Source organism: Pseudomonas sp. TWI923, assembly GCF_039673365.1.
GTDB classification, from domain to species: domain Bacteria; phylum Pseudomonadota; class Gammaproteobacteria; order Pseudomonadales; family Pseudomonadaceae; genus Aquipseudomonas; species Aquipseudomonas sichuanensis.
This window is the reverse complement of record NZ_JBDJLM010000016.1, coordinates 1-22,958: the sequence shown is the minus strand read 5'-3', so window position 1 is coordinate 22,958 and position 22,958 is coordinate 1. Positions and strand designations below refer to the sequence as shown.

Here is a 22,958-nt window from a genome sequence, read left to right as displayed (position 1 = left end):
CAGCGGACGCATTCGCGGGTAAACCCGCTCCCACAGCGCTCGATAAACCCTAGGCACACCCCTCAATAATCCGCCGGCGCCTCCAGCAGCATCTGCCGGAATTCCGGCAGCGGCAGCGGCCGGCTGTGCAGGTAGCCCTGGTACAGATGGCAGCCGAGCCGTTCCAGAAACTCCAGTTGCTCGGTCAATTCGACACCTTCGGCGATAACCGCCAGGCCCAGGCTGCGCGCCATGGCGACGATGGCGCGAACGATCTCGGCGTCATTCGGGTCAACCGGCGCGTCGCGCACGAAGGTCTGGTCGATCTTCAGTGCGTCCACCGGCAGGCGCTTGAGGTAGGTGAGTGACGAGTAGCCCGTGCCGAAGTCGTCCATGGCGAAGCTGACGCCAAAGCGTTTGAGCTCGCGCATCTTGCTGATGGTGTCTTCCAGGTTCTGGATGACGATGCCTTCGGTGATCTCCAGCTTGAGCATGTGCCGCGGCAGGCGGTAGTCGTCGAGGCTGCGCAGCACCCGTGCGACAAAGTCGTTCTGGCGGAACTGACGGGGGCTGATGTTGACGCACAGGCTGAAATCGTCGGCGTCGATCAGCCCGTCCTCGAGCATGCGCGCGCAGGCGTCGCAGGCTTCGTCGAGGATCCAGCTGCCCACTTCCAGGATCAGCCCGCTCTCCTCGAGCACCTGGATGAACTGTGCCGGCGGCTGCTGGCCCAGTTGCGGGTGGTGCCAGCGCAACAGCACTTCAGCGCCGACGATGTGGTTGTCACGGGCATCGACCTGGGGCTGGAAATGCAGGGCCAGCTCGCCGCGGGCCAGCGCCAGGCGCAGGTCGTTCTCCATGCGCAGGCGCTCGCTGGCGGCCTTCTGCATGGTGGTGTGAAACAGCTGGGTGGTATTGCGCCCGGAATCCTTGGCCCGGTACAGGGCGATGTCGGCGCGCTTGAGCAGGTCGGCGGGGGTGGCGCCGTGGTCCGGGATCAGCGCCACGCCGATGCTGGGTGTCACCTGCAGGCGCTGGCCATCCAGCGACATGGGTTCGGCCAGCAGTTCGCGCAGGGTGTCGGCCAGCTCGCGGACCTTGCTTTCCACCAGTTCGCGGCTGCCTTCCAGGCCGCTGATCAATACCACGAACTCATCGCCGCCCAGGCGTGCCACGGTGTCCTCGAGGCGCACGCTGGCCTCCAGGCGGGCCGTGATGATCTTCAGCACGGCGTCGCCCACCGGGTGGCCGAGCGAATCGTTGATGTGCTTGAAATGGTCGAGGTCGAGGAACAGCAATGCGCCGCGCAGGTTGTGGCGCTTGAGCAGGGCAATCTGCTGGCTCAGGCGGTCCATCAGCAGGGCGCGGTTGGGCAGGTTGGTCAGCGGGTCGTGGTAGGCCAGGTGGCGAATCTGCGCCTGGGCGTTCTTCAGCAGGCTGACATCCCGTGCAGTGAGCAACAGGCAGTCGACTTCGTTGAGGCTGATAGGCTCCACCGACACTTCCACGGTGAGAATGTCGCCGCGCTTGTTGCGCCCGAGCATCTCGCGGTGATGGACCCGGCCGCGTGCCTTGAGCTCGTTGAGCAGGGCGCTGCGTTGCTTGTCGTCGGCCCAGATGCCCAGTTCATAGACCGTGCGGCCCACCACCTCGCTGGCGCTGTAGCCGGTCAGCCGGCAGAACCCATCGTTTACTTCCAGGTAGCGGCCGCTGCGCCGCTCGGTGATGGTGATGGCGTCGGGGCTGGAATGGAACGCCTTGGCGAATTTCTCCTCGCTGGCCTTGAGCGCCGCCTCGGCGCGCTGCTGCTGAGTGATGTCGCGCAGGGTGGTGACGCTGCAGGCCTGGCCGTCGACGCTGATCAGGCGGCTGGAAATGACGCAGGTCAAGGGCCCGCCGTTGCGGTGGTTGACCCCGATCGCCACATTGCTCAGGGCCTGGTCGCGGATCACCCGTTCGATGCGCTGGGCGCGCTCGGCCGACTCGGCCCATAGCCCCAACTGTTCGGCGGTACGGCCCAGCACCTGCTCGGCGCTCCAGCCGAAGGTCTGGCTGAAGGCCGGGTTGATCTCGATGAACTGGCCAGTGTCCTGGCGGGTCACGCAGATCGGGTCCGGGCTGACCTGGAACAGGCTGGCGAATTTTTCTTCCGAGGCCGTGAGGCGTTGTTCGCGCTCTACCTGGTCGGTGATGTCCAGCAGGGTGCCGGCCATGCGCAGCGGTTTGCCCTGCTCGTCACGGTACAGCCGCGCGCGGCTTTCGATAAAGCGCGTGGCGCCGTTATCCAGCTGCACCTGGTAGGTGATCTGGTAGTTGCCGGCCGGCCCCTCGCGCAGGCTGCGGTAAGCCTGGCGCATGGAGTTGCGTTCGTGTTCGGGCACCCCTTCGAAGAACGCATCGAAGGACTCGTGGAATGGCACCGGGTCGAGCCCGTGCAGTTGGGCGGCGCGGGCCGAGCCATAGAGCATGCCGCTGGGAATGTGCCAGTCCCAGGTGCCCAGCTGGGCCGAGTCCAGCGCCAGGTCGAGGCGCTCCTGGCTGTCCTTGAGCGCCTGCTCGGCGCGTTTGCGCTCGGTGGTGTCGACAAAGGTACTGATCAGGTAGGTGATGCCTTCCAGTTCTATGCCCTGGGTGCAGAGGATGCCGTCATGGACCTTGCCGCTGGTGGCGCGGAACTGCACCTCCATGGTCAGCGGGCCGCTGCCGGCGCGGGTGGCCTCCAGCACCTGGTGGCGCTGCTCGGGGTTGACCCACAGGCCCAGCTCGACACTGGTCTTGCCGACCACGTGGGCGCCGGGCCAGCCGAACATGTCTTCGAAGTGCTGGTTGACCTCGATGATCAGGCCGTCATGGCGGCGGGTGAGCAGGATGGCGTTGGGGCTGAGGTGGAAGAGGGTGGCGAAGCGCTTTTCCGAGTTGATCAGTGCGGTTTCCCGCTCGCGCTGGCGGGTGATTTCGCGGATCACCCCGATCATCTGCCGCCGACCGTGGACGTCGTGGGTCAGGCTGCCGTTGATCTCCAGCCAGTGCACGCTGCCGTCCGGCCAGCGGATGCGGTGGCGCATGGCCTGCTCGATGGGTTCGCCATTGACCACGGCCTGGAACGCCTGGCGCGTGCGGGCACGGTCTTCATCGGGCAGCAGGTCGAGGTAGTCGACATCGTTGGGCAGTGGGCGCTGGGGGTCGAAACCGAACAGTGCCTGGGTGCCCCGTGACCAGCTGACCCGGCCGCTCTCGATATCCCAAAGCCAGGCGCCCAGCTTCGCGCCGTTGAGTGCGGCCAGCAGTTGCGGGGCATTCTGCCAGGCCTGCTCCGATTCCTGGGGATCGACCGCAGGGATGCGCGGCAGGCGCGGAAAGCGGTTTGCTGATTTGGGCATCGGTACCAGACCTTTGGCGGATGTCGCGTCCTTGGGAAGTGTACTGCCGTACTGACGACCGGTCAGGCGGGCCCCGCGTGGCTGTCGAGCAGGGCCATGAAGGCCCTGGCCGCGTTCGATAGCGTGCGTTCTGTGTGCAAAATGTAGCCTAGCTGGCGCGACAGCTGTATGCCGGGCAGGGCGATGGACGCCACCTGCTCATCCAGCATAGTACGCGGCAGCACACTCCACGCCAGGCCGATGGAAACCATCATCTTGATGGTTTCCAGGTAGTTGGTGCTCATGGCGATATTCGGCGTCAGGCCCTGGCTTTCGAACAGGCGCTGGACGATGTGATGGGTGAAGGTGTTACCGCCGGGGAAAACCGCCGGGTGTCGGGCCACGTCGGCCAGGCTGACCTGGCCGCTGCTGGCCAGCGGGTGTTCGGGCGCGGCGACGAAGTCCAGGGCGTCCTCCCAGACCGGGGTCGCCCTGACCAGGTGATGCGGCTCGGGAGCCAGGGTTATCACGGCAATTTCGGCGCGGCCATGGAGAATTTCATCGTAGGCGGCTTCCGAATCCATGAACTGGATATCCAGCGCCACTGCCGGGTGTAGCCGAGTGAACGCCCGCAGCACCGGTGGCAAGCGGTGCAGGCCAATATGGTGGCTGGTGGCCAGGGTCAGGCGACCGCTCACCTCCCCGGTCAGGTTGGTCAGCGCGCGGCGAGTATCATCGAGCACGTTGAGGATCTGATAGGCACGGGGCAGCAGGGCGCGGCCGGCTTCGGTCAGGCTCACTTCCCGCCCCAGCCGGTCGAACAGGCGTACGTCCAGTTGCTGCTCGAGCCCGGCGATGCGTTTGCTGATGGCCGGCTGGGTCAGGAACAGGCGTTCAGCCGCGCCAGAGAAGCTGCCGGTTTCGGCAATCGCGATAAAAGCGCTGAGGTTGGCCAGGTCCACGATTCAGATTCCTGATGGTTATGCAAAGCATGAAAATTATGAATTTGAGTTATTCAATCTATCGCCATAGCATCGTCCGTACAAGCCAAGGGGTCTTTGGCATAGAAAGACGCTGATGAGGAACAGTCTGATGGCTGGCAAAACGCTCTACGACAAACTCTGGGAAGCCCATGAGGTCAAGCGCCGCGATGACGGCTCGTCCTTGATCTACATCGACCGCCACATCATCCACGAAGTGACGTCGCCCCAGGCCTTCGAAGGCCTGCGCCTGGCCAATCGCAAGCCGTGGCGCATCGATGCCAACATCGCCACGCCCGACCACAACGTGCCGACCACGCCAGAGCGCAAGGGCGGTATCGAGGCCATCGTCGACCAGGTGTCGCGCCTGCAGGTGCAGACCCTCGATGAGAACTGTGACGAATACGGCATCGTCGAATTCAAGATGAACGACGAACGCCAGGGCATCGTCCACGTCATCAGCCCCGAGCAGGGCGCGACCTTGCCGGGCATGACCGTGGTCTGCGGCGACTCGCACACCTCCACCCACGGCGCCTTTGGTGCCCTGGCCCACGGCATCGGTACCTCCGAGGTCGAGCACGTGCTCGCCACCCAGTGCCTGGTCGCCAAGAAAATGAAGAACATGCTGGTGCGCGTCGAGGGCCAATTGCCTGTCGGCGTCACCGCCAAGGACATCGTCCTTGCCGTGATCGGCAAGATCGGTACCGCCGGCGGCAACGGCCATGCCATGGAGTTCGCCGGCAGCGCCATCCGCGAGCTGTCGATGGAAGGCCGCATGACCATCTGCAACATGTCCATCGAAGCCGGCGCCCGTGTGGGCCTGGTGGCCACCGATGCGACCACCGTCGCCTATGTCGAAGGCCGCCCGTACGCACCGAAAGGCGAGCAGTGGAAGCAAGCGGTCGAGTCGTGGAAAGACCTGGTATCGGATGAAGACGCCGTGTTCGACACCGTGGTCGAGCTGGATGCCAGCCAGATCAAACCGCAAGTCAGCTGGGGCACCTCGCCCGAGATGGTCCTGGCCGTCGATCAGCGCGTGCCGGACCCGGCCGCCGAGGCCGACCTGATCAAGCGTGGCTCGATCGAGCGTGCCTTGAAGTACATGGGGCTCAGCGCTAACCAGGCGATCACCGATATCCAGCTGGATCGCGTGTTCATCGGCTCGTGCACCAACTCGCGCATCGAAGACCTGCGCGCCGCGGCCGAAATCGCCAAGGGGCGCAAGGTTGCCTCCAGCGTCAAGCAGGCGATCGTTGTGCCGGGCTCGGGCCTGGTCAAGGCCCAGGCCGAGCGTGAAGGCCTGGACAAGATCTTCCTCGAAGCCGGCTTTGAATGGCGTGAGCCTGGCTGCTCGATGTGCCTGGCGATGAACCCGGATCGCCTGGAGAGCGGCGAGCACTGCGCGTCCACCTCCAACCGCAACTTCGAAGGCCGCCAGGGCGCCGGTGGTCGTACCCACCTGGTCAGCCCGGCCATGGCCGCCGCCGCCGCGGTGACCGGCCACTTCATCGATGTCCGCGAGTTGATCCAAGGGAGCGCAGCATGAAAGCCTTTACCCAGCACACTGGCCTCGTTGCGCCGTTGGACCGTGCCAACGTCGATACCGACCAGATCATCCCCAAGCAGTTCCTGAAGTCGATCAAGCGCACCGGCTTTGGCCCCAACCTGTTCGACGAGTGGCGCTACCTGGACGTGGGCCAGCCCTACCAGGACAACAGCAAGCGCCCGGTCAACGAAGAGTTCGTGCTCAACCACAAGCGCTACCAAGGTGCCAGCGTGCTGCTGGCGCGTGAGAACTTCGGTTGCGGCTCCAGCCGCGAGCACGCGCCATGGGCGCTGGATGAGTACGGCTTCCGCAGCGTGATCGCGCCGAGCTTTGCCGACATCTTCTTCAACAACAGCTTCAAGAACGGCCTGCTGCCGATCATTCTCGATGCCGCTGAAGTCGACGAGCTGTTCAAGCAGGTCGAAGCCAACCCAGGCTACCAGCTGACCATCGACCTCGATGCCCAGGCCGTGACCCGTCCGGATGGCAAGGTGCTGAAGTTCGAGATCGACGCGTTCCGCAAGCACTGCCTGCTCAATGGCCTCGACGACATCGGCCTGACCCTGCAGGACAGCGACGCGATCAAGGCATTCGAAGGCAAGCACCGCGCCAGCCAGCCTTGGCTGTTCCGCGATGCCTGAAGTTTGTAGGTGACAGTACCGGCCTCTTCGCGGGTAAACCCGCTCCCACAGGAGCAACGCAGTCCTCGCGACCTGTGATTTCTCTGTGGGAGCGGCTTCAGCCGCGAAGAGGCCGGAACAGGCAGTAAAAAACCAAAAGGATTGACCCATGACCAGCACCACCCACACCGACGTGGTTCAGCGCCAGTTCGGCGAACAGGCCAGCGCCTACCTCAGCAGCGCCGTGCACGCCCAGGGCAGCGAATTTGCCCTGCTGCAGGCCGAGCTGGCGGGGCAGGGCCATGCCCGTGTGCTGGACCTGGGCTGTGGTGCCGGTCATGTCAGTTTCCACGTCGCACCGCTGGTCGGTGAAGTGGTGGCCTACGACCTCTCGCAGTCGATGCTCGACGTGGTGGCCGTTGCGGCAGCCGAGCGCCGCCTGGGCAACATCACCACCGCGCGTGGCGCCGCCGAACGCCTGCCGTTCGCCGATGCCAGCTTCGACCATGTGTTCAGCCGTTATTCGGCGCACCACTGGAGCGACCTGGGCCTGGCCCTGCGTGAAGTGCGCCGGGTGCTGAAACCGGGCGGGGTGGCGGCCTTCATCGATGTCATGTCGCCAGGCAGCCCGCTGCTCGATACCTACCTGCAGACGGTCGAAGTGCTGCGCGACACCAGCCACGTACGCGACTACAGCGCCGCCGAATGGCAGCGCCAGGTCAGCGAGGCCGGCCTGCATGTGCGCAGCCACACTCGTCAGCGCCTGCGCCTGGAATGGCACTCCTGGGTCGAGCGCATGCGTACCCCCGACCCACTGCGCGTGGCTATCCGCCAGTTGCAGCAAGCCATGGGCGAGGAAGTGCGGCAGTATTACCAGATTGAGGCCGATGGCTCGTTCAGCACCGATGTGCTGGTACTCTGGGCCGAACGCTGATTATTCACGACGGGGCCGAGGCGGCCGCGTCGCTTTGATGGATAGAGGAAAGCATGAGCAAGCAGATTCTGATTCTCCCAGGTGATGGCATCGGCCCGGAAATCATGGCCGAGGCGGTCAAGGTGCTGGAGCTGGCCAACGACAAGTTCCAGCTCGGCTTCAGCCTCGCCCACGACGTGATCGGCGGCGCTGCCATCGACAAGCACGGTGTGCCGCTGGCCGACGAGACCCTGGAGCGTGCACGCCAGGCCGACGCCGTGCTGCTGGGCGCCGTGGGTGGCCCGAAGTGGGACAAGATCGAGCGTGACATCCGTCCTGAGCGCGGCTTGCTGAAGATCCGTTCGCAACTGGGCCTGTTCGCCAACCTGCGCCCGGCCATCCTCTACCCGCAACTGGCCGATGCCTCGTCGCTGAAGCCGGAAATCGTCTCCGGCCTGGACATCCTCATCGTCCGCGAACTGACCGGCGGCATCTACTTCGGTGCTCCGCGCGGCCAGCGCGAACTGGAGGGTGGCGAGCGCCAGGCCTACGACACCCTGCCATACAGCGAAAGCGAAGTGCGCCGCATCGCCCGCGTCGGTTTCGACATGGCCCGCGTGCGTGGCAAGAAGCTGTGCTCGGTGGACAAGGCCAACGTCCTGGCTTCCAGCCAACTGTGGCGTGAAGTGGTCGAGGACGTGGCCAAGGGGTACCCGGACGTCGAACTGAGCCACATGTACGTCGACAACGCCGCCATGCAGCTGGTGCGCGCGCCCAAGCAGTTCGACGTGATGGTCACCGACAACATGTTCGGCGACATCCTGTCGGATGAAGCTTCCATGCTCACCGGTTCTATCGGCATGCTGCCTTCGGCATCGCTGGATGCCAATAACAAGGGCATGTACGAGCCGTGCCACGGTTCGGCCCCGGACATCGCCGGGCAGGGCATCGCCAACCCGCTGGCAACCATCCTCTCGGTGTCGATGATGCTGCGCTACAGCTTCAATCAGCAGGCGGCGGCCGAGGCCATCGAGCAGGCGGTCAGCCTGGTCCTGGACCAGGGCCTGCGCACCGGTGACATCTGGTCTGCCGGTTGCACCAAAGTCGGTACGCAGGAAATGGGCGACGCAGTAGTCGCAGCGCTGCGGAATCTGTAATCTCTCTGGCCCGCCACCAAAACCTGGTGGCGGCCCACTTTTAGCAAAGGTGTAGTTGCGATGAAACGTGTAGGTCTGATCGGTTGGCGTGGAATGGTCGGTTCCGTGCTCATGCAGCGGATGCTCGAAGAGCAGGACTTCGACCTGATCGAGCCAGTGTTCTTCACCACCTCCAATGTGGGTGGCCAGGGTCCGAACGTGGGCAAGGATATTGCCCCGCTGAAGGACGCCTACAACATTGAAGAGCTCAAGACCCTCGATGTCATCCTGACCTGCCAGGGCGGCGACTACACCAACGAAGTCTTCCCCAAGCTGCGTGAAGCGGGCTGGCAGGGCTACTGGATCGACGCCGCCTCGTCGCTGCGCATGCAGGACGACGCCGTGATCATCCTCGATCCGGTCAACCGCAAGGTTATCGACCAGCAGCTGGATGCCGGCACCAAGAACTACATCGGCGGCAACTGCACCGTCAGCCTGATGCTGATGGGGCTGGGCGGCCTGTTCGAAGCCGGCCTGGTCGAGTGGATGAGCGCGATGACCTACCAGGCGGCCTCGGGTGCCGGCGCGCAGAACATGCGTGAACTGATCAAGCAGATGGGCGCCACCCATGCGGCCGTTGCCGATGACCTGGCCAACCCGGCCAGCGCCATCCTCGACATCGACCGCAAGGTTGCCGAAGCCATGCGTGGCGAAGGCTACCCGACCGAGAACTTTGGCGTGCCGCTGGCCGGCAGCCTGATCCCGTGGATCGACAAGGAACTGCCGAACGGCCAGAGCCGCGAAGAGTGGAAGGCCCAGGCCGAGACCAACAAGATCCTCGGTCGCTTCAAGAGCCCGATCCCGGTCGACGGTATCTGCGTGCGCATTGGCGCCATGCGTTGCCACAGCCAGGCGCTGACCATCAAGCTGAACAAGGATGTGCCGCTGGCCGATATCGAAGGCATGATCAGCCAGCACAACCCTTGGGTGAAGCTGGTGCCGAATCAGCGTGAGATCAGCATGCAGGAGCTGAGCCCTACCAAGGTGACTGGCACGCTGAATATTCCGGTTGGGCGTCTGCGCAAGCTGAACATGGGGTCGCAGTATCTGGGGGCCTTCACTGTGGGTGACCAGCTGCTGTGGGGCGCGGCTGAGCCGCTGCGTCGTATGCTGCGGATTTTGCTGGAGCGTTGATCGTTCTGGGTTGATTTGTGGTTTGAAAGAGCCCGTGCCATGAGAGTGGTGCGGGTTTTTTTATGGGGCTGGGTTAGTTGTTGGTTTATTGGTTTGTTGGTTTGTTTTGGAAGTTTTATGCGCATTCATTTGCGATGTCGACGCATAGTCACCTTTCCGCCCTTACGGCGGGTTACTTTGGTCTTGGCCAAAGTAACCAAAGCCGCTCGCTCCCATCATACGGCCCCTACGCTGCGCTTCGGGGTCCCTTCGCTCCGGCGTCCTCCGGGCCCGCGCGGCCTCCGACTTGCTGCGCAAGTCTACATCTCGCGCCTTCGGCTGCGCCGAAGGGTGCTGCGCACCAGGGCCCTCCAGACGCCTACGCTCAGCCTCCTGAAGTCGCGAAGTTAGGGGCGGCGCCTGGGCTGGCGTTAGCTGTCGCTAGTAGGGTTAGTTGGAATCTCAGGATTGCAATCGCTGGCAAGCCAGCTCCCACAGGTTAGTGCGAACTTTCAGCCTTGCGCTGTACCTGTGGGAGCCGGCTTGCCGGCGATAGGGCCCGAACAAACAACACAGAAACAACAGCCAAACCTAGATAGCCGCATTACTGCTCTTGATCTGCTCTTGATCTGCTCTTGATCTGCTCTTGATCTGTTTTTGATCTGTTTTTGCTTTTGCTTCTAAGCGCGCAATAGTCCAGGCAACACAAATTGCGACTTCAGGAGGCCGAGTGGAGGTGACTGTAGGGCCCTGGTGCGCAGCACCCTTCGGCGTAGCCGAAGGCGCGAGATGTAGACTTGCGCAGCAAGTCGTAGGCCGCGCGGGCCCGGAAGGCACCGGAGCGAGGGGACCCCGGAGCGAAGCGCAGGGGCCGTATGATGGGAGCAGGCGGCTTTGCCTACTTTGGCCAAGACCAAAGTAGGCCGCCGTAAGGGCGGAAAGGTGACTAAAAGTCGCCATCGCCGCTGAATGTGCATACATCTATCAAAACAAGCACTCTGAAAGCCGAAGCCGAAGCCGAAGCCGAAGCCGAAGCCGAAGCCGAAGCCGAAGCCGAAGCCGAAGCACCCACCTACACCCTCAAAACGGCACAGCCACCGTCAACTGGCTATAAACATTGGTCCCACTCCCCACCTGATTTCCCCCATTGCTCTCATCCTTGCGCGGCTTGAACAACCCCACCAGCGGCGTAACGATCAGGTGCTCATTCACCGCCCACTCCACATACACATCCAGCTCCTGGGCATCGAGATCGAGCGTGTCCCGCGTTCGCACCGTATTGAAGTCAAAGAACAACGCCCCGACCGTGACGTTGTCCCGCGGCGTGGCCTTGAGCCCGATATGGTGAATCCCGCTATTGGTATTGAACGGCCCGGCATAGTTGCCCGCCACTTCACCCTGTATCCAGGTGCCATAACCACTGGAAAGCCCGGTAAACAGCAAATCCCAGCCTGCTGAATAACGCGTGTAGCGGTAGGTCAGTTGCGGCGCCCAGGGCGCCTCGGCGAAGGTGTAGCCCGCCTCGGCGTACCAGGCCGTTTCGTGGCCGCCGCGCTTGTCCTGCCAGGCGTACTCAAAGGCAAGCCGGGTGTTCTCAAGCCCGGCACTGCCTTCGCCACGCAAGCTGTAAACGTCCATGCCTTCGCGGGCCTTCTGGAACTCGCTGGCCCACTGGTCGGCAACGTCGATCCCGTGGATGTAGGTCAAACCCAGGGTGCCGAGCTCATTGGTGTAGTCCAGGGTCCCGGCAGCCAACTCGGTCTCGGCCTGCGCTCGGTTATCGGACTTCAACCACAACACACTGCCGTGCAGCCCCTCGTTACCGCCCAGGCGCAACATGGCCGTGCGATCGAACGCGTGACGGGCACCCAGATAGAAGCCGCCACCGCGGTTGAGCTGGCCATCGGCCGGGCCCTTGCCGAGGTTGGGGCCGTCATCATTGATCAGGAAACCGTTGCCCAGCCTGATTACCTGGCGGCCACCGGAGACATCCACGCCATCCTTGCCCAACAGCGGGAACAGGTCGCCCGAGCGCCAACCCAGGTAGGCATCCTCGATCTTGGTGGTGCGTTCGCTGCCATCCTGGTTGCCGCCGGCATCGCCATCGCCCCAGGCACCGGAGCTGACCCAGTTCAGCGCGCCATACAGGCTGCCATTGCCGGCCAGGCCCTGGTCGCCGCTCAGGCCGTACTTGATGAACCCTTCGCGCCAGGTCGAGCCGCCGGGGGTGCCGTCGTAGTTGTGGCGGCTGTTGAACATGCCCCACACCGCCAGCATGTCGGCGTTCAGGTGGGTGTCGTCGTCGGCATACAGCTCGTAGGCCGAGCTGGCCTGGCTGTTGACCAGCAGCGCCAGGGCGGTGGCCAGCGCGGTGCGACGTGGAGTGAGACGCATGGATCGTTCCTCGTTTGTTGTGTGCGGTCTTGAGTGCCGCGTTGTTGTGGAGGCAGAGGTGTCTGAAGCGACGGACCATTAGCGCGTGGATCGCCGGGGCGGGTCTTGCCCGTGGCTGCCAGCGCACTTGCACGTCGCCGCCAGGGCGGTTCAGGGGCTGGCCAGGGTTTCGGGCAGGGTGGCGCCGCCATCGACGATCAGGGTCTGGCCGGTGATGTAGCCAGCCGCATCTGAAGCGAGGAACAGCATCGCCGCCGCGATATCGCTGGGTTCGCCCAGGCGGCCGAGGGGTACCCCGGCCGCGATCCGCGCATTGAGGGCCGGGTCGCCGAGGTTGCCCATGGCCGGGGTACGCACCATGCCCGGCTCGACGCCGTTGACCCGCACGTTCAGGGGGGCGAGCTCCAGCGCGGCATTGCGGATGAAACCATTGACCCCGGCCTTGGACGCGGCGTAATGGCTCAGGCCTGGGTAGGCCACTCGCGGGCCGGTCACCGATGAGGTGGCCAGCACGCAGCCGCCGCCCTGGCGACGGAACAACGGCAGCGCCGCCTGGGTCAGCCAGAACAGCGCGCCCAGGTTGACCGCCAGCGTGCGTTGCAGCAGAGCCGGGGTGATGTCGGCGAAGGGTGTGAGCGGAAAATACGCCGCGTTGTGTACCAGCACGTCCAGGCGTTCCAGCCCGGCCAGCAGGGTTGCGATTGCCTGCTCGTCAGCGAGGTCCACGGCCAGCCCCTCGACCTCATGGCCCAGGGCGAGCTGCACCTTGACCACCTGGCGCAGTGCCGCCGGGTCGAGGTCCACTGCAATCACCCGCGCTCCAGCATGGGCAAACCCCTCGACGATGGCCTGGCCGATGCCACCCGCAGCACCGGTCACCAGTACCGTGCGCCCTTGAAAATCGAAGCGGGCGCTCATGGCTGTGGCGCCAGGCGGGTGTAGGGCAGGGTGGGCACATCGACCACGGTCGCGCCGCCGTCGGCGGTGAGTACCGCGCCGGTGACGATGCTCGCCGCCGGGCTGACCAGGAACTCGCACACGGCGGCGATCTCGTCGCTGCTGGCCGGGCGACGCAGCGGCACGTCGGCCGTGACCCTGCGATAGGCCGCGTCGAGGTCTTCCTGGTGATGGGCCATCAGCACCTGCATTTCCTCATCGGCCATGGGCGTGCGCACCCAGCCTGGGCATACACAGTTCACCCGTACGCCGGCCGGGCCGTAGTCGCGGGCCAGCGAACGGTTCAGGCCGACCAGTGCGTGCTTGGCCGTGGTGTAGCCGCACACCTCGGGCCCGGCGGCCAACGACGCGATGGACCCCAGCAGCACCAGGCTGCCGCGCCGGCGCATCAGCAGCGCCAAGCAAGCGCGGGCGGTGTGGAAGGCGCTGTCGAGGTTGCTGCGCAGTGCCGTCTGCCAGGCTTCGTCACTGGTTTCGGTGGCCCGACCCAGGCCATGGCCACCGGCGCAGGCGATCACGGCGTCCAGCCCGCCGAAACGCGCGTCCAGTTGTTCGATGAAGCCGCGCCAGGTGGCGCTGTCGGCCGCATCCCCCGCCAGCACCAGGCCGCCAGTAGCCTGGGCGACACGCTCCAGCGCCTCGCGGCGACGGCCCACCAGCGCCACCTGCCAGCCCTGGGCTGCCAGGCGAAGGGCGCAGGCTTCACCGATGCCGCTGCCAGCCCCGGTGATCAGCACGCTGCGGCTCACTGCGGGTACTCCGTGCGGTTGAGCACCCGGCAATACGACGACACCGGGAAGTTGGCCAGGGCATCGAAGCTGCCGCCCTCGTAGCCGAAGATCTTGCCGTCGCTGCGATGCTGCTGCAGGTCGATCATCACAAGACCCAGGGTCGGCACGATCTTCTCGCACCAGACGAACAGATACAGCTGTTCGGCGATCTTGTAGTAGTGGGCGCGGTCGGTGTCGCACAGCCCCTGCTCGACGCCCTTCAGGCACTGCCAGCTGTAGTAGTCGGGGTTGAGGTAGATGTGTTCGTACTCCTCGGTCGGGCTGTAGCGGTAGTGATTGCGCAGGCCTACCAGCTCGCGGGTCGGCGCGTGTGGGCAGGCGCCGTCCTGCCAGGGGCGGTCGAGGGTGCCGTGCAGGAACGTGGCTTCGACACCGGTCAGTGCCTCACCGGCCAGGGCCAGGTCGTACAGGCCACGCTGGGTGCGGGCCTGGCCCGGCAGGCGGCCAAGCACGGCAGTGAAGGATTGGCTGAGGGTGTCGAGCACCAGCGATACCGACCAGGCCTGGCCGCCTTCGTGCTTGATGAAATCCACCAGGTAGATGCCGTCGCGCACCGAGGTGGCGCGGTAGCTGGCCGAGCCCTGGCTGTGGCCGTCGGCGGCGTGCCAGTGCAGTTGATCGGCGTCGAAACGGTGCTCGATCAGCCAGCCATTGGCGAAGTACAGGGTGAGGCTGCGCCCGCTCAGGTCGGCGCGTTGCGGCAGGATGAAGGCTTGCGGGGCGAAGCCCTCGGCAAGGGCGCCTACGGTGATCCAGTCGGAGGGTTTGGACATGTGCGTGACTCCTGGGGTTTAGGTGCCCACAGGGTGCAACGCGGCGCTGCGGCCCGGTATCAACCGGAAGGTTGAGTCACAGGAACAGCAACGCCACCAGCTCGGTACGGTTGCTCACCCCGAGCTTGCGGAACAGGTTGATCAGGTGGGTTTTGACGGTGGGCAGGCCGACCTCCAGCGCCCGGGCGATCAGCTTGTTGCTGTGGCCTTGGCGCAGTAGTTCGGCGATCTGCCGTTCGCGGGGGGTGAGTTCGACCGCTGCCGGCCTTGGCGCCAGGGGCTGGCTGGCCACCGCCAGTTGCATCAGCCCGTGCAATGGCAGCAGGCGCTGCAGCTCGTCAGGGCGAAACTCGCCCTGGCTTGCGCAGCGCAACAGCGACACTCCGGCCAGCGGCCGGCCGCCGACCTGGGCGATGATCTCCACCACATCCACCACCTGGTGCCGGGCCAGGAAACCCCGGTAGGTGTTGCCCTGGGCTTCGGGCAGGTGGGCCAGGCCCTGGCGCAGCGATACCACCGGCGTGCCGATGGCCAGGCAGCGCGCCGGTTGCAGCGGGTCGTAGGCGCGGTAGTGCTGCAAGTAGCGCGCATGCATGGGCGCCTGCAGGTCCTGCAACAGGAAATCGCAGGCCTGCTGCCCGGCATCGATGCGGTAGAACGCCGCCAGCGCCGCCGGCACCTGCTGGCTGAACGCCTGCAGGCAGTATCGGCCCAGGTTGTCGTGCGGGTTCAATAGCGGATCATCACGGACTTGAGTTCGGTGAAGTCGTCGATGAACGCCGAGCCGAACTCACGGCCGATGCCGGAGGCCTTGATGCCGCCGAAGGGCACCGCCGGGTCGAGCAGGGTGTGCATGTTCACCCATAGGGTGCCGGCCTGGATCTCCGGGATCAGGCGCATGGCCTTGCCCAGGTCGTTGCTCCACAGGCTGGCGGAAAGGCCGTAGGGCGTCGCGTTCATCAGGTGCAGCAGTTGCTCTTCGTCGTCGTACGGCAGGAAGGTCGCCACCGGGCCGAAGGTTTCCTGGTTTAGCAGGGTGTCGGCGGCACTGTTGGCGAGGATCACCGTAGGCTCGACAAAGCAGCCCGGGCCGTCGCCGATACGCCCGCCGTGGATGATCTGGCTGCCTTCGGCGCGGGCGGTGGCGAACAGCTCGGCCAATTTGAGCTGGTGTGGCTTGTTGGCGACAGGGCCGAACTGGGTGCTCTCATCCAGTGGCGAGCCGGTTTTCAACTGCCCCAAACGGTGCGAGAGCGCTTCGAGCATCGGCTGGATCCGCGAGCGATGGACAAAGAAGCGCTCGCCGGCCGCGCAGATTTGCCCGGAATGCAGAAAGCCCGCCTCGATGATGCCGTCCACCGCCTTGTCGATGCCGACATCGGGCAGGAACGCCACCGAGTTCTTGCCGCCCAGCTCCAGGGTTGCGCGGGTCAGCTTGGCGCCCATGGCTGCCTGGCCGACGGCGATGCCGGTGGGCACGGAGCCGGTGAACGACACCTTGTCGGTGCCCGGGTGCTCGACCAGCGCCTTGCCCACCAGGCCGCCGCCGGTCAGCACGTTGAGCGCGCCCGCTGGCAGGCCGGCATCGGTGGCCAGTTCAGCGATACGCAGCAAGGTCAGCGGGGTGAACTCGCTGGGCTTGAGCACGATGCTGCAGCCGGTGGTCAGGGCCGAGGCGAGCTTCCAGATGGCGATCATGGTGGCGAAGTTCCACGGCACGATCCCCACCACCACGCCGATCGGCTCGCGCAGGGTGAAGGCGCTGTAGCGCTCGCCGGCAAACGAAGGCAGCGACGGGGTGATGGTCTGGCCGGTGATCTTGGTCGCCCAGCCGGCGTAGTAGCGCAAGAAGTGCGCGGCCTGTTCCACCTCGAAGGCACGGGCGATGTTGATCAGCTTGCCCGATTGCAGGGTTTCCAGCTGGGCCAGCTCTTCGCGGTTGGCTTCGAGCAGGTCAGCCAGCTTGAACAGCACCGCGGCGCGGGCGGCGGGGCTGGTTCGCGACCAGGCGTTGAAGCCTTGGCGGGCGGAGTCGACAGCCAGCTCGACATCGGCCTGGCAGGCGTCGGCCACTTCGGCGATGGCCTCGCCATTGGCCGGGTTGACCACCTTGATCCTGGCGCTCGACTGGCTGGCGATGGCCTGGCCGTGGATGTAAAGGCCGTGGTGGCGGGCGAGGAACGCGGTAACGCTGGGGAGGAGGGGGATGTCGCTCATGCGTGGTGCTCCGGGCAATGAATGGCTTGCGGTACACGCCGAACCCCGTGTAGGAGCGGCCTTACGTCGCGAAAGGGCCGCGCAGCGGCCCCGGCAATCTTCAATACCCCCCAGATTAAAGGCCGATCCCCCTCGATTCTTGCCTGCCCCTGCCACCCCCATGATCCTGCCTGCCAGTCACAAAGCCACCCCATGAAAAATACAATCCGAGGTGCGGAAGTTGCATTTTCCACTGTGCCCCAGGCTCCCATACTGACCCGGCATTCATCAGCGAGCAGCCATCACCAGGCAGCGCTCGCCAGGGTCCAATAACAATGAGCCAGACCATGAAAAAGCCAAACTCCCTGCTCGAAGACCTCAAGCCCCTGCTGCCGGCCATCGCCGCCCGCGCCGACCAGGCCGAGCGCGAGCGTACCGTGCCCGCCGAAAACATTGCCCTGCTCAAAGGCATCGGCCTGCACCAGGCCTTCCTACCCAAGCCCTACGGCGGCCTGGAAATCAGCCTGCCGCAGTTCGCCGAATGCATCGCCGCCCTGGCCGGCGCATGCGCCAGCACCGCCTGGGCCATGAGCCTGCTGTGCACCCACAGCCACCAACTGGCGATGTTCCCCAAGCAACTGCAGGACGAAGTCTGGGGCGACAACCCGCACGCCACCGCCAGCAGCAGCATCGCCCCGTTCGGCCGCACCGAAGAGGTCGAGGGCGGCGTGCTGTTCAGCGGCGAGATGGGCTGGAGCAGCGGCTGCGATCATGCCGAGTGGGCGATCATGGGCTTTCGCCGCGCCAACCCGCAGGGCGGCCAGGACTACTGCTTCGCCGTGCTGCCGCGCAGCGACTACCAGATCCGCGACGACTGGTTCGCCGCCGGCATGCGAGCCAGTGGCAGCCGCACCCTGGTGGTCGAGCGCGCCTTCGTGCCCGAGCACCGCATCCAGAAGGCCAAGGACATGATGGAGGGCACCTCGGCGGGCTTCGGCCTGTACCCGGACAGCGCGATCTACTTCAACCCGTACCGCCCGTACTTCGCCAGTGGCTTCTCCACCGTCAGCCTAGGCATCGCCGAGCGCATGCTCGAAGCGTTCAAGGACAAGACCCGCAACCGCGTGCGGGCCTACACCGGCGCGGCGGTCGGCGCGGCCACCCCGGCGCTGATGCGCCTGGCCGAGTCGACCCACCAGGTCGCCGCGGCCCGCGCGCTGCTGGAGAAGAGCTGGGAGCAGATCGCCGATTTCAGCGCACGCCACCAATACCCGACCCGTACCGAGCTGGCCTACTGGCGCACCAACCAGGGCTATGCGGTAAAGCTGTGCATCCAGGCCGTGGACCGGCTGATGGAAGCTGCCGGTGGCGGCGCCTGGTTCGACAGCAGCGAGATGCAGCGGCTGTTCCGCGATGCGCACATGACCGGTGCCCACGCCTACACCGACTACGACGTCTGCGCGCAGATACTCGGCCGTGAGCTGATGGGGCTGGATCCGGATCCGGCGATGACCTGATCACCAGGCCGCCACGCCCCCTGTAGGAGCGGCCTTGTGCCGCGAAAGGGCCGCAGCGCGGCCCCAGTTTCTTGGCATTCATTCAAAGATTGCTGGGGCTGCTGCGCAGCCCTTTCGCGGCACAAGGCCGCTCCTACAACGACCGCGATACATGGGCCTGCCACGGCCCCCTCAATAACAAGAACTGGAGCCTTGCATGTCCACCCCCTTCGATACCCGTGCCTTCCGCCGCGCCTTGGGCAACTTCGCCACCGGCGTCACCGTGATCACCGCCGCCGACGCCTCCGGCAACAAGGTCGGCGTCACTGCCAACAGCTTCAACTCGGTGTCCCTCGACCCGCCGTTGATTCTCTGGAGCATCGACAAACGCTCCAGCAGCCACGCCGTGTTCGACGCCGCCGAGCACTTCGCCGTCAACGTGCTGGCCGCTGACCAGATCGACCTGTCCAATACCTTCGCCCGTCCCAGTGACGACCGCTTTGCCGGTATCGACTACGAGGCAGGTGAGGGCGGCGCGCCCTTGCTGCCCGACTGCGCGGCGCGCTTTCGCTGCCAGAAGTTCCAGCAGCTGGATGGCGGCGACCACTGGATCCTGGTCGGCAAGGTGCTGGCCTTCGACGACCTCGGCCGCTCGCCGCTGCTGTACCACCAGGGCGCCTATTCCATGGTTCTGCCGCACACGCGGATGACCCGCCGTACGGAAGGCGCGCCGGCCAGCAGCCACTTCCAGGGCCGTTTGCAGCACAACCTGTACTACCTGATGACCCAAGCCCTGCGCGCCTACCAGGCTAGCTACCAGCCGCGCCAGCTGGCCACCGGCCTGCGCACCAGCGAGGCACGCATGCTGATGGTGCTGGAGCACGACGCCGGGCTGGCCCAGGCCGAACTGCTGGGCGAAGTGGCGATGCCCGAGCGCGAGGTGAGCGAGGCCATCGCCAACCTGACCCGCAAGGGGCTGGTCACCGACGACAACGGCCGGGTGTGCCTGACCGAGGCCGGGCGTATCGAGACCGAAGGGCTGTGGAGCATTGCCAAGGCCCAGCAGGATCAGGTGTTCGGCCAGTTCAGCGAGGAACAGCTTCAAACCTTCAAGACCGTGCTCAAGGCGATCATCAGCCGCTGAACCCTGGCAGCCAAGGTCAAGCCAACGGCAGGCCGGCGCAAGACGGCGGCCGCCGACTTGGGTTGAACTCGCGCTTTTGTTCGATGGTTCAAGGGGGCGTGAATGCTGTTTCGCAATGAACGTTGGGTGGCCACGCTGGCCGAGGCGCTGACCCGCTTTGGCCGTGGCGAGATTGCCGAAAGCCTGGTGCAGGTGCGCCGCCACCCGCCCTTGTTGCAGGCCCTGCAAACGCTGGAGCAGCAGCGCCAAGGCCAGGCGCGGGAGCTGCAAGCGCAGGCACAAGAGCTGCAGTTGTTGGGCGAAACGCTGGCCAGCCAGCAACGGATGCACGCGCAGCAGCAAGCGGCACAACAGCAGTTGCAGGGCGAATGCGCGCTGCTGCGTGAACAACTGGATCAACAGCTGCAGGCCAGCGAAGGGCACCAGCGCCAGGCGCATTTCTGGAGCCTGCTGCAAACCACCTTGACCGAGGGCACCTGGGATATCGAGGTCGCCCAGGGTGACGTGCACCATCCGCACAGTCGCATGCGCCTGTCCGATGCCTTTCGCGCGGTGATGGGCTACGGCCCTAAGGAGCTGGCCGATGGCTGGGATGCCCAGGTCGGCATTACCCACCCTGACGACCTGGCGCAGATCATGGCCATCTTCGAGCGCGAGATCCTGGGCGTGCATGCCAGCGGCGAATACGTGTTCGAGTACCGCATGCGCCACAAACAGCGCGGCTACATCTGGTGCCGCGAACGCGGCCGTGCGGTGCGTGACCCGCAAGGGGTGCTGGTACGCGTGCTGGGCGCTGTGCGCGACATCAGCGACGAACGCAATGCCCAGGCCAGCCACCAGCAGTTGCAGGCGCACAACGAGGCCACCTATGCCCGGATCGCCACCGCCGTGGGGGTGATCCGCAGTATTGCCGAACAGACCAACCTGCTGGCCCTGAACGCGGCCATCGAGGCCGCCAGGGCCGGGGAGGTGGGGCGTGGTTTCTCGGTAGTGGCCGACGAAGTGAAGAAACTCGCCGAAAGCACCCGCCAGGCCACCCAGCAGATCCAGGCGATGTTGCAGGGCTGAACTGGCAGCCAGCAACAAGCAAGGCGGCAGGCAGTGGCAAGACCGCTGTGGTGGGGAAAGTCAAAGTGATCGCGCTAGAACAGCAACATGGTGTTGCCTGCATCGCTGGCAAGCCAGCTCCCACAGGTGTTTTGCATGACCTCTGTGGGAGCCGGCTTGCCGGCGATGCGGTCGCAAACCTTGCACCGCCGGATCGCCAGCACTTGCGGCGCGCCCGGCAAGCCGTCATCTTTCCCTCGTCCAGCCAGGGCCCACCCCATGACAATCAACAATAAGCTCACCGAGCACCTCAACCGCGGCAGCGTCGGTTTCCCCACCGCGCTGGCCAGCACCGTCGGCCTGATCATGGCCAGCCCCGTGATCCTCACCGCCACCATGGGCTTCGGCATCGGCGGCAGCGCCTTCGCCGTGGCCATGGTGATTGCGGCCGTGATGATGCTCGCGCAGTCGACCACCTTCGCCGAAGCGGCGGCGATCCTGCCGACCACCGGCTCCGTGTACGACTACATCAACTGCGGCCTGGGCCGCTTCTTCGCCATCACCGGCACCTTGTCGGCCTACCTGATCGTGCATGTGTTCGCCGGCACCGCCGAGACCATCCTTTCGGGGGTGATGGCGCTGGTGAACTTCGAGCACCTCAATACCCTCGCCGAATCCGCCGGCGGCTCCTGGCTGCTGGGGGTGGGCTTCGTGCTGGCGTTCGGCGTGCTCAACGCCTTTGGCGTGAGCGCCTTCGGCCGCGCCGAGGTGGTGCTGACCTTCGGCATGTGGACCACGCTGATGGTGTTCGGCGTACTCGGCCTGCTGGCGGCGCCGGCGGTGCAGTTGGAAGGGCCGTTCGGCGTATCGATGGTCGGCACCGACCTGATGACCATCCTCTCGCTGGTGGGCATGGCCATGTTCATGTTCGTCGGCTGCGAGTTCGTCACGCCGCTGGCCCCGGAGCTGCGCCGTTCGGCCTGGGTGATGCCCAAGGCCATGGCCCTGGGCCTGTTCGGCGTGGCCAGTTGCATGTTCATCTACGGCGCAGCGATGAAGCGCCAGGTGGAGAACGTGCTGCTCGACGCCGCCAGCGGCGTGCACCTGCTGGACACCCCCATGGCCATCCCGCGCTTCGCCGAGCAGGTGATGGGCGATATCGGCCCGGTGTGGCTGGGCATCGGCTTCCTGTTCGCCGGTGCGGCCACCATCAACACACTGATGGCCGGGGTGCCGCGGATTCTCTACGGCATGGCCGTGGATGGGGCGCTGCCCAAGGTGTTCACCTACCTGCACCCGCGCTTCAAGACGCCGCTGCTGTGCATCCTGGTGGTGGCGCTGATCCCGTGCCTGCACGCCTGGTACCTGGGCGGCAACACCGACAACATCCTGCACCTGGTGCTGGCGGCGGTGTGCGCCTGGAGCACGGCCTACCTGCTGGTGACGCTGTCGGTGGTGATCCTGCGCATTCGCCGCCCGGACCTGCCGCGCGCCTATCGCTCGCCGCTGTTCCCGCTGCCGCAGATTGTCTCCAGCATCGGCATCTTGCTGGGCATGTGGTTCATCACCCCGCCAGGCATGAACCCCGCCGATGTGTATGTGCCGTTTGCCGTGATGCTGGGCGCTACGGCGGCCTATGCGCTGTTCTGGACCCTCTGCGTGCAGAAGGTCAACCCGTTTCAGCCGGCGCGGGTCGAGGATGTGCTGGAGAAAGAGTTCGGCGCCGAACCTGGCCACTTCCACAGCGAGCAGGTGCAGCATGTCGGCAAGCTGGCTTGAACGCCTGACTGGCCCCCGCGCCCCGGCCGGCTACCGGCCGGGGGCGACCCTGGCGCGGCTGCAGCGCAACCTCGGTTTGACGGATTTGCAATCCGGGGCAGCTCCGCTCACCTTTACCTACCGGCAGGATGGCCCAGTGGTCGAGGTGCGTGAACGCACCGAAAGCCACCTGCTGATGCACCTGGTGATGTGCGAGTTCCGCCTGTGCCTGCCTGCCTCGGGGCAGGGCACGGTGCAGCTGGACATGCATCACCGCGGGGCATTGCGCCGTACGGGCCTGGCCTGTCGGCAGCGGGGTGGTGACAAGGCTTTGTTCGACCTGCTGCAGGCGCGTATCGGCGGCGACAGTGCCTTGCAGGCAGCGCTGATGCCGCTGGACTTCAAGCGCCTGAGCATTGGCTGCGCGGGTGGCCAGTGGCAGGTCACCCTGGAGCATATGGGGGCCAGTGAAGTGGTCAACCGGGTGCCCGCGTTTCGCCGCTATATCCCGCTCAGCGCTGATCAGCGCAGGCATCTCTGGCAGGTCTTCGAGGCGCTGCAGCGTATCCTTCGCGAGTTTTGAAATTGGGGGGCGCTGCGCGCCCCTTTCGCGACACAAGGCCGCTCCTACAGGCGATCGCATACCCCGGTAGGAGCGGCCTTGTGTCGCGATAGGGCGGCAAAGCAGCCCCAGTA

General features: G+C 65.4%; 17 protein-coding genes and 2 pseudogenes. 11 read left to right on the top strand and 8 right to left on the bottom strand.

Annotated features, from left to right (window positions below):
* Window positions 1–62: 62 nt before the first annotated feature.
* On the bottom strand, window positions 63–3,359 hold the full coding sequence (locus ABE459_RS09435) for a PAS domain S-box protein (RefSeq protein WP_125463252.1): 3,297 nt from the start codon (window positions 3,357–3,359) through the stop codon (window positions 63–65).
* A gap of 62 nt (window positions 3,360–3,421) precedes the next feature.
* Window positions 3,422–4,300, bottom strand: a complete 879-nt coding sequence (locus ABE459_RS09430) for a LysR family transcriptional regulator (RefSeq protein ID WP_125857912.1) — start codon at window positions 4,298–4,300, stop codon at window positions 3,422–3,424.
* A gap of 130 nt (window positions 4,301–4,430) precedes the next feature.
* Here ABE459_RS09430 and leuC point away from each other — a divergent pair, with 130 nt between their 5' ends.
* The 5 genes from leuC (at window position 4,431) to asd (ending at window position 9,727) form a co-directional block, all read left to right on the top strand.
* Complete coding sequence (leuC, locus tag ABE459_RS09425; RefSeq protein WP_125463254.1) at window positions 4,431–5,864, top strand: 3-isopropylmalate dehydratase large subunit; 1,434 nt, start codon at window positions 4,431–4,433, stop codon at window positions 5,862–5,864.
* Window positions 5,861–6,505 (top strand): 3-isopropylmalate dehydratase small subunit, encoded by a 645-nt coding sequence (gene leuD, locus ABE459_RS09420; RefSeq protein ID WP_125463255.1) that lies wholly within the window; start codon window positions 5,861–5,863, stop codon window positions 6,503–6,505. Before leuC ends, leuD begins: the two co-directional genes overlap by 4 nt.
* A gap of 148 nt (window positions 6,506–6,653) precedes the next feature.
* A complete protein-coding gene (locus ABE459_RS09415; protein ID WP_323833316.1) occupies window positions 6,654–7,418 on the top strand; it encodes a class I SAM-dependent methyltransferase in 765 nt (254 codons plus the stop codon).
* Window positions 7,419–7,471: 53 nt separating this feature from the next.
* Window positions 7,472–8,554 carry a 3-isopropylmalate dehydrogenase gene (gene leuB / locus ABE459_RS09410; RefSeq protein ID WP_110996458.1) on the top strand — a complete coding sequence of 361 codons (1,083 nt, stop codon included), beginning with the start codon at window positions 7,472–7,474 and terminating at the stop codon, window positions 8,552–8,554.
* Window positions 8,555–8,614: 60 nt separating this feature from the next.
* Window positions 8,615–9,727: an aspartate-semialdehyde dehydrogenase gene (gene asd, locus ABE459_RS09405; RefSeq protein ID WP_125463257.1), complete on the top strand. Its 1,113-nt coding sequence runs from the start codon at window positions 8,615–8,617 to the stop codon at window positions 9,725–9,727.
* A gap of 1,059 nt (window positions 9,728–10,786) precedes the next feature.
* On the opposite strand, the gene ABE459_RS09400 is transcribed toward asd, so the two are convergent.
* From ABE459_RS09400 to ABE459_RS09375, 6 genes are all read right to left on the bottom strand, one after another.
* Entirely contained in the window at window positions 10,787–12,100 is a 1,314-nt protein-coding gene (locus ABE459_RS09400; protein WP_323831052.1) for a hypothetical protein, read from the bottom strand.
* Between the two features lie 150 nt (window positions 12,101–12,250).
* Window positions 12,251–13,018, bottom strand: a complete 768-nt coding sequence (locus tag ABE459_RS09395) for an SDR family oxidoreductase (protein WP_323831053.1) — start codon at window positions 13,016–13,018, stop codon at window positions 12,251–12,253.
* Window positions 13,015–13,806, bottom strand: a complete 792-nt coding sequence (locus ABE459_RS09390) for an SDR family oxidoreductase (RefSeq protein WP_323831054.1) — start codon at window positions 13,804–13,806, stop codon at window positions 13,015–13,017. Before ABE459_RS09390 ends, ABE459_RS09395 begins: the two co-directional genes overlap by 4 nt.
* Window positions 13,803–14,621: a molybdenum cofactor biosynthesis F family protein gene (locus ABE459_RS09385; protein WP_323831055.1), complete on the bottom strand. Its 819-nt coding sequence runs from the start codon at window positions 14,619–14,621 to the stop codon at window positions 13,803–13,805. The genes ABE459_RS09390 and ABE459_RS09385 overlap by 4 nt, the downstream gene beginning before the upstream one ends.
* A gap of 76 nt (window positions 14,622–14,697) precedes the next feature.
* A complete protein-coding gene (locus ABE459_RS09380) occupies window positions 14,698–15,354 on the bottom strand; it encodes a LuxR C-terminal-related transcriptional regulator (protein WP_323831056.1) in 657 nt (218 codons plus the stop codon).
* The gene (locus tag ABE459_RS09375) at window positions 15,351–16,838 is read right to left on the bottom strand and encodes an aldehyde dehydrogenase family protein (RefSeq protein ID WP_323831057.1); all 1,488 of its coding nucleotides are present in this window, start codon (window positions 16,836–16,838) and stop codon (window positions 15,351–15,353) included. Before ABE459_RS09375 ends, ABE459_RS09380 begins: the two co-directional genes overlap by 4 nt.
* A gap of 326 nt (window positions 16,839–17,164) precedes the next feature.
* Between ABE459_RS09375 and ABE459_RS09370 the strand changes: the two genes are divergently transcribed.
* The 6 genes and pseudogenes from ABE459_RS09370 to ABE459_RS09345 all read left to right on the top strand — a co-directional run bounded on the left by ABE459_RS09370 (window position 17,165) and on the right by ABE459_RS09345 (window position 22,845).
* Window positions 17,165–18,334, top strand: a complete 1,170-nt coding sequence (locus tag ABE459_RS09370) for a p-hydroxyphenylacetate 3-hydroxylase oxygenase component (RefSeq protein WP_323831058.1) — start codon at window positions 17,165–17,167, stop codon at window positions 18,332–18,334.
* Window positions 18,335–18,530: 196 nt separating this feature from the next.
* Window positions 18,531–19,457 (top strand): p-hydroxyphenylacetate 3-hydroxylase reductase component, encoded by a 927-nt coding sequence (locus ABE459_RS09365; protein WP_323831059.1) that lies wholly within the window; start codon window positions 18,531–18,533, stop codon window positions 19,455–19,457.
* Between the two features lie 102 nt (window positions 19,458–19,559).
* Window positions 19,560–20,228: pseudogene (locus ABE459_RS09360) on the top strand (PAS domain-containing protein); the annotation flags it as partial.
* A pseudogene (locus tag ABE459_RS09355) lies at window positions 20,211–20,519 on the top strand (methyl-accepting chemotaxis protein); the annotation flags it as partial. The pseudogenes ABE459_RS09360 and ABE459_RS09355, both read left to right, overlap by 18 nt.
* 264 nt (window positions 20,520–20,783) lie before the next feature.
* Window positions 20,784–22,283, top strand: a complete 1,500-nt coding sequence (locus ABE459_RS09350) for an APC family permease (protein WP_110993868.1) — start codon at window positions 20,784–20,786, stop codon at window positions 22,281–22,283.
* The gene (locus tag ABE459_RS09345) at window positions 22,264–22,845 is read left to right on the top strand and encodes a DUF3156 family protein (protein ID WP_323831060.1); all 582 of its coding nucleotides are present in this window, start codon (window positions 22,264–22,266) and stop codon (window positions 22,843–22,845) included. Before ABE459_RS09350 ends, ABE459_RS09345 begins: the two co-directional genes overlap by 20 nt.
* Window positions 22,846–22,958: the final 113 nt, after the last annotated feature.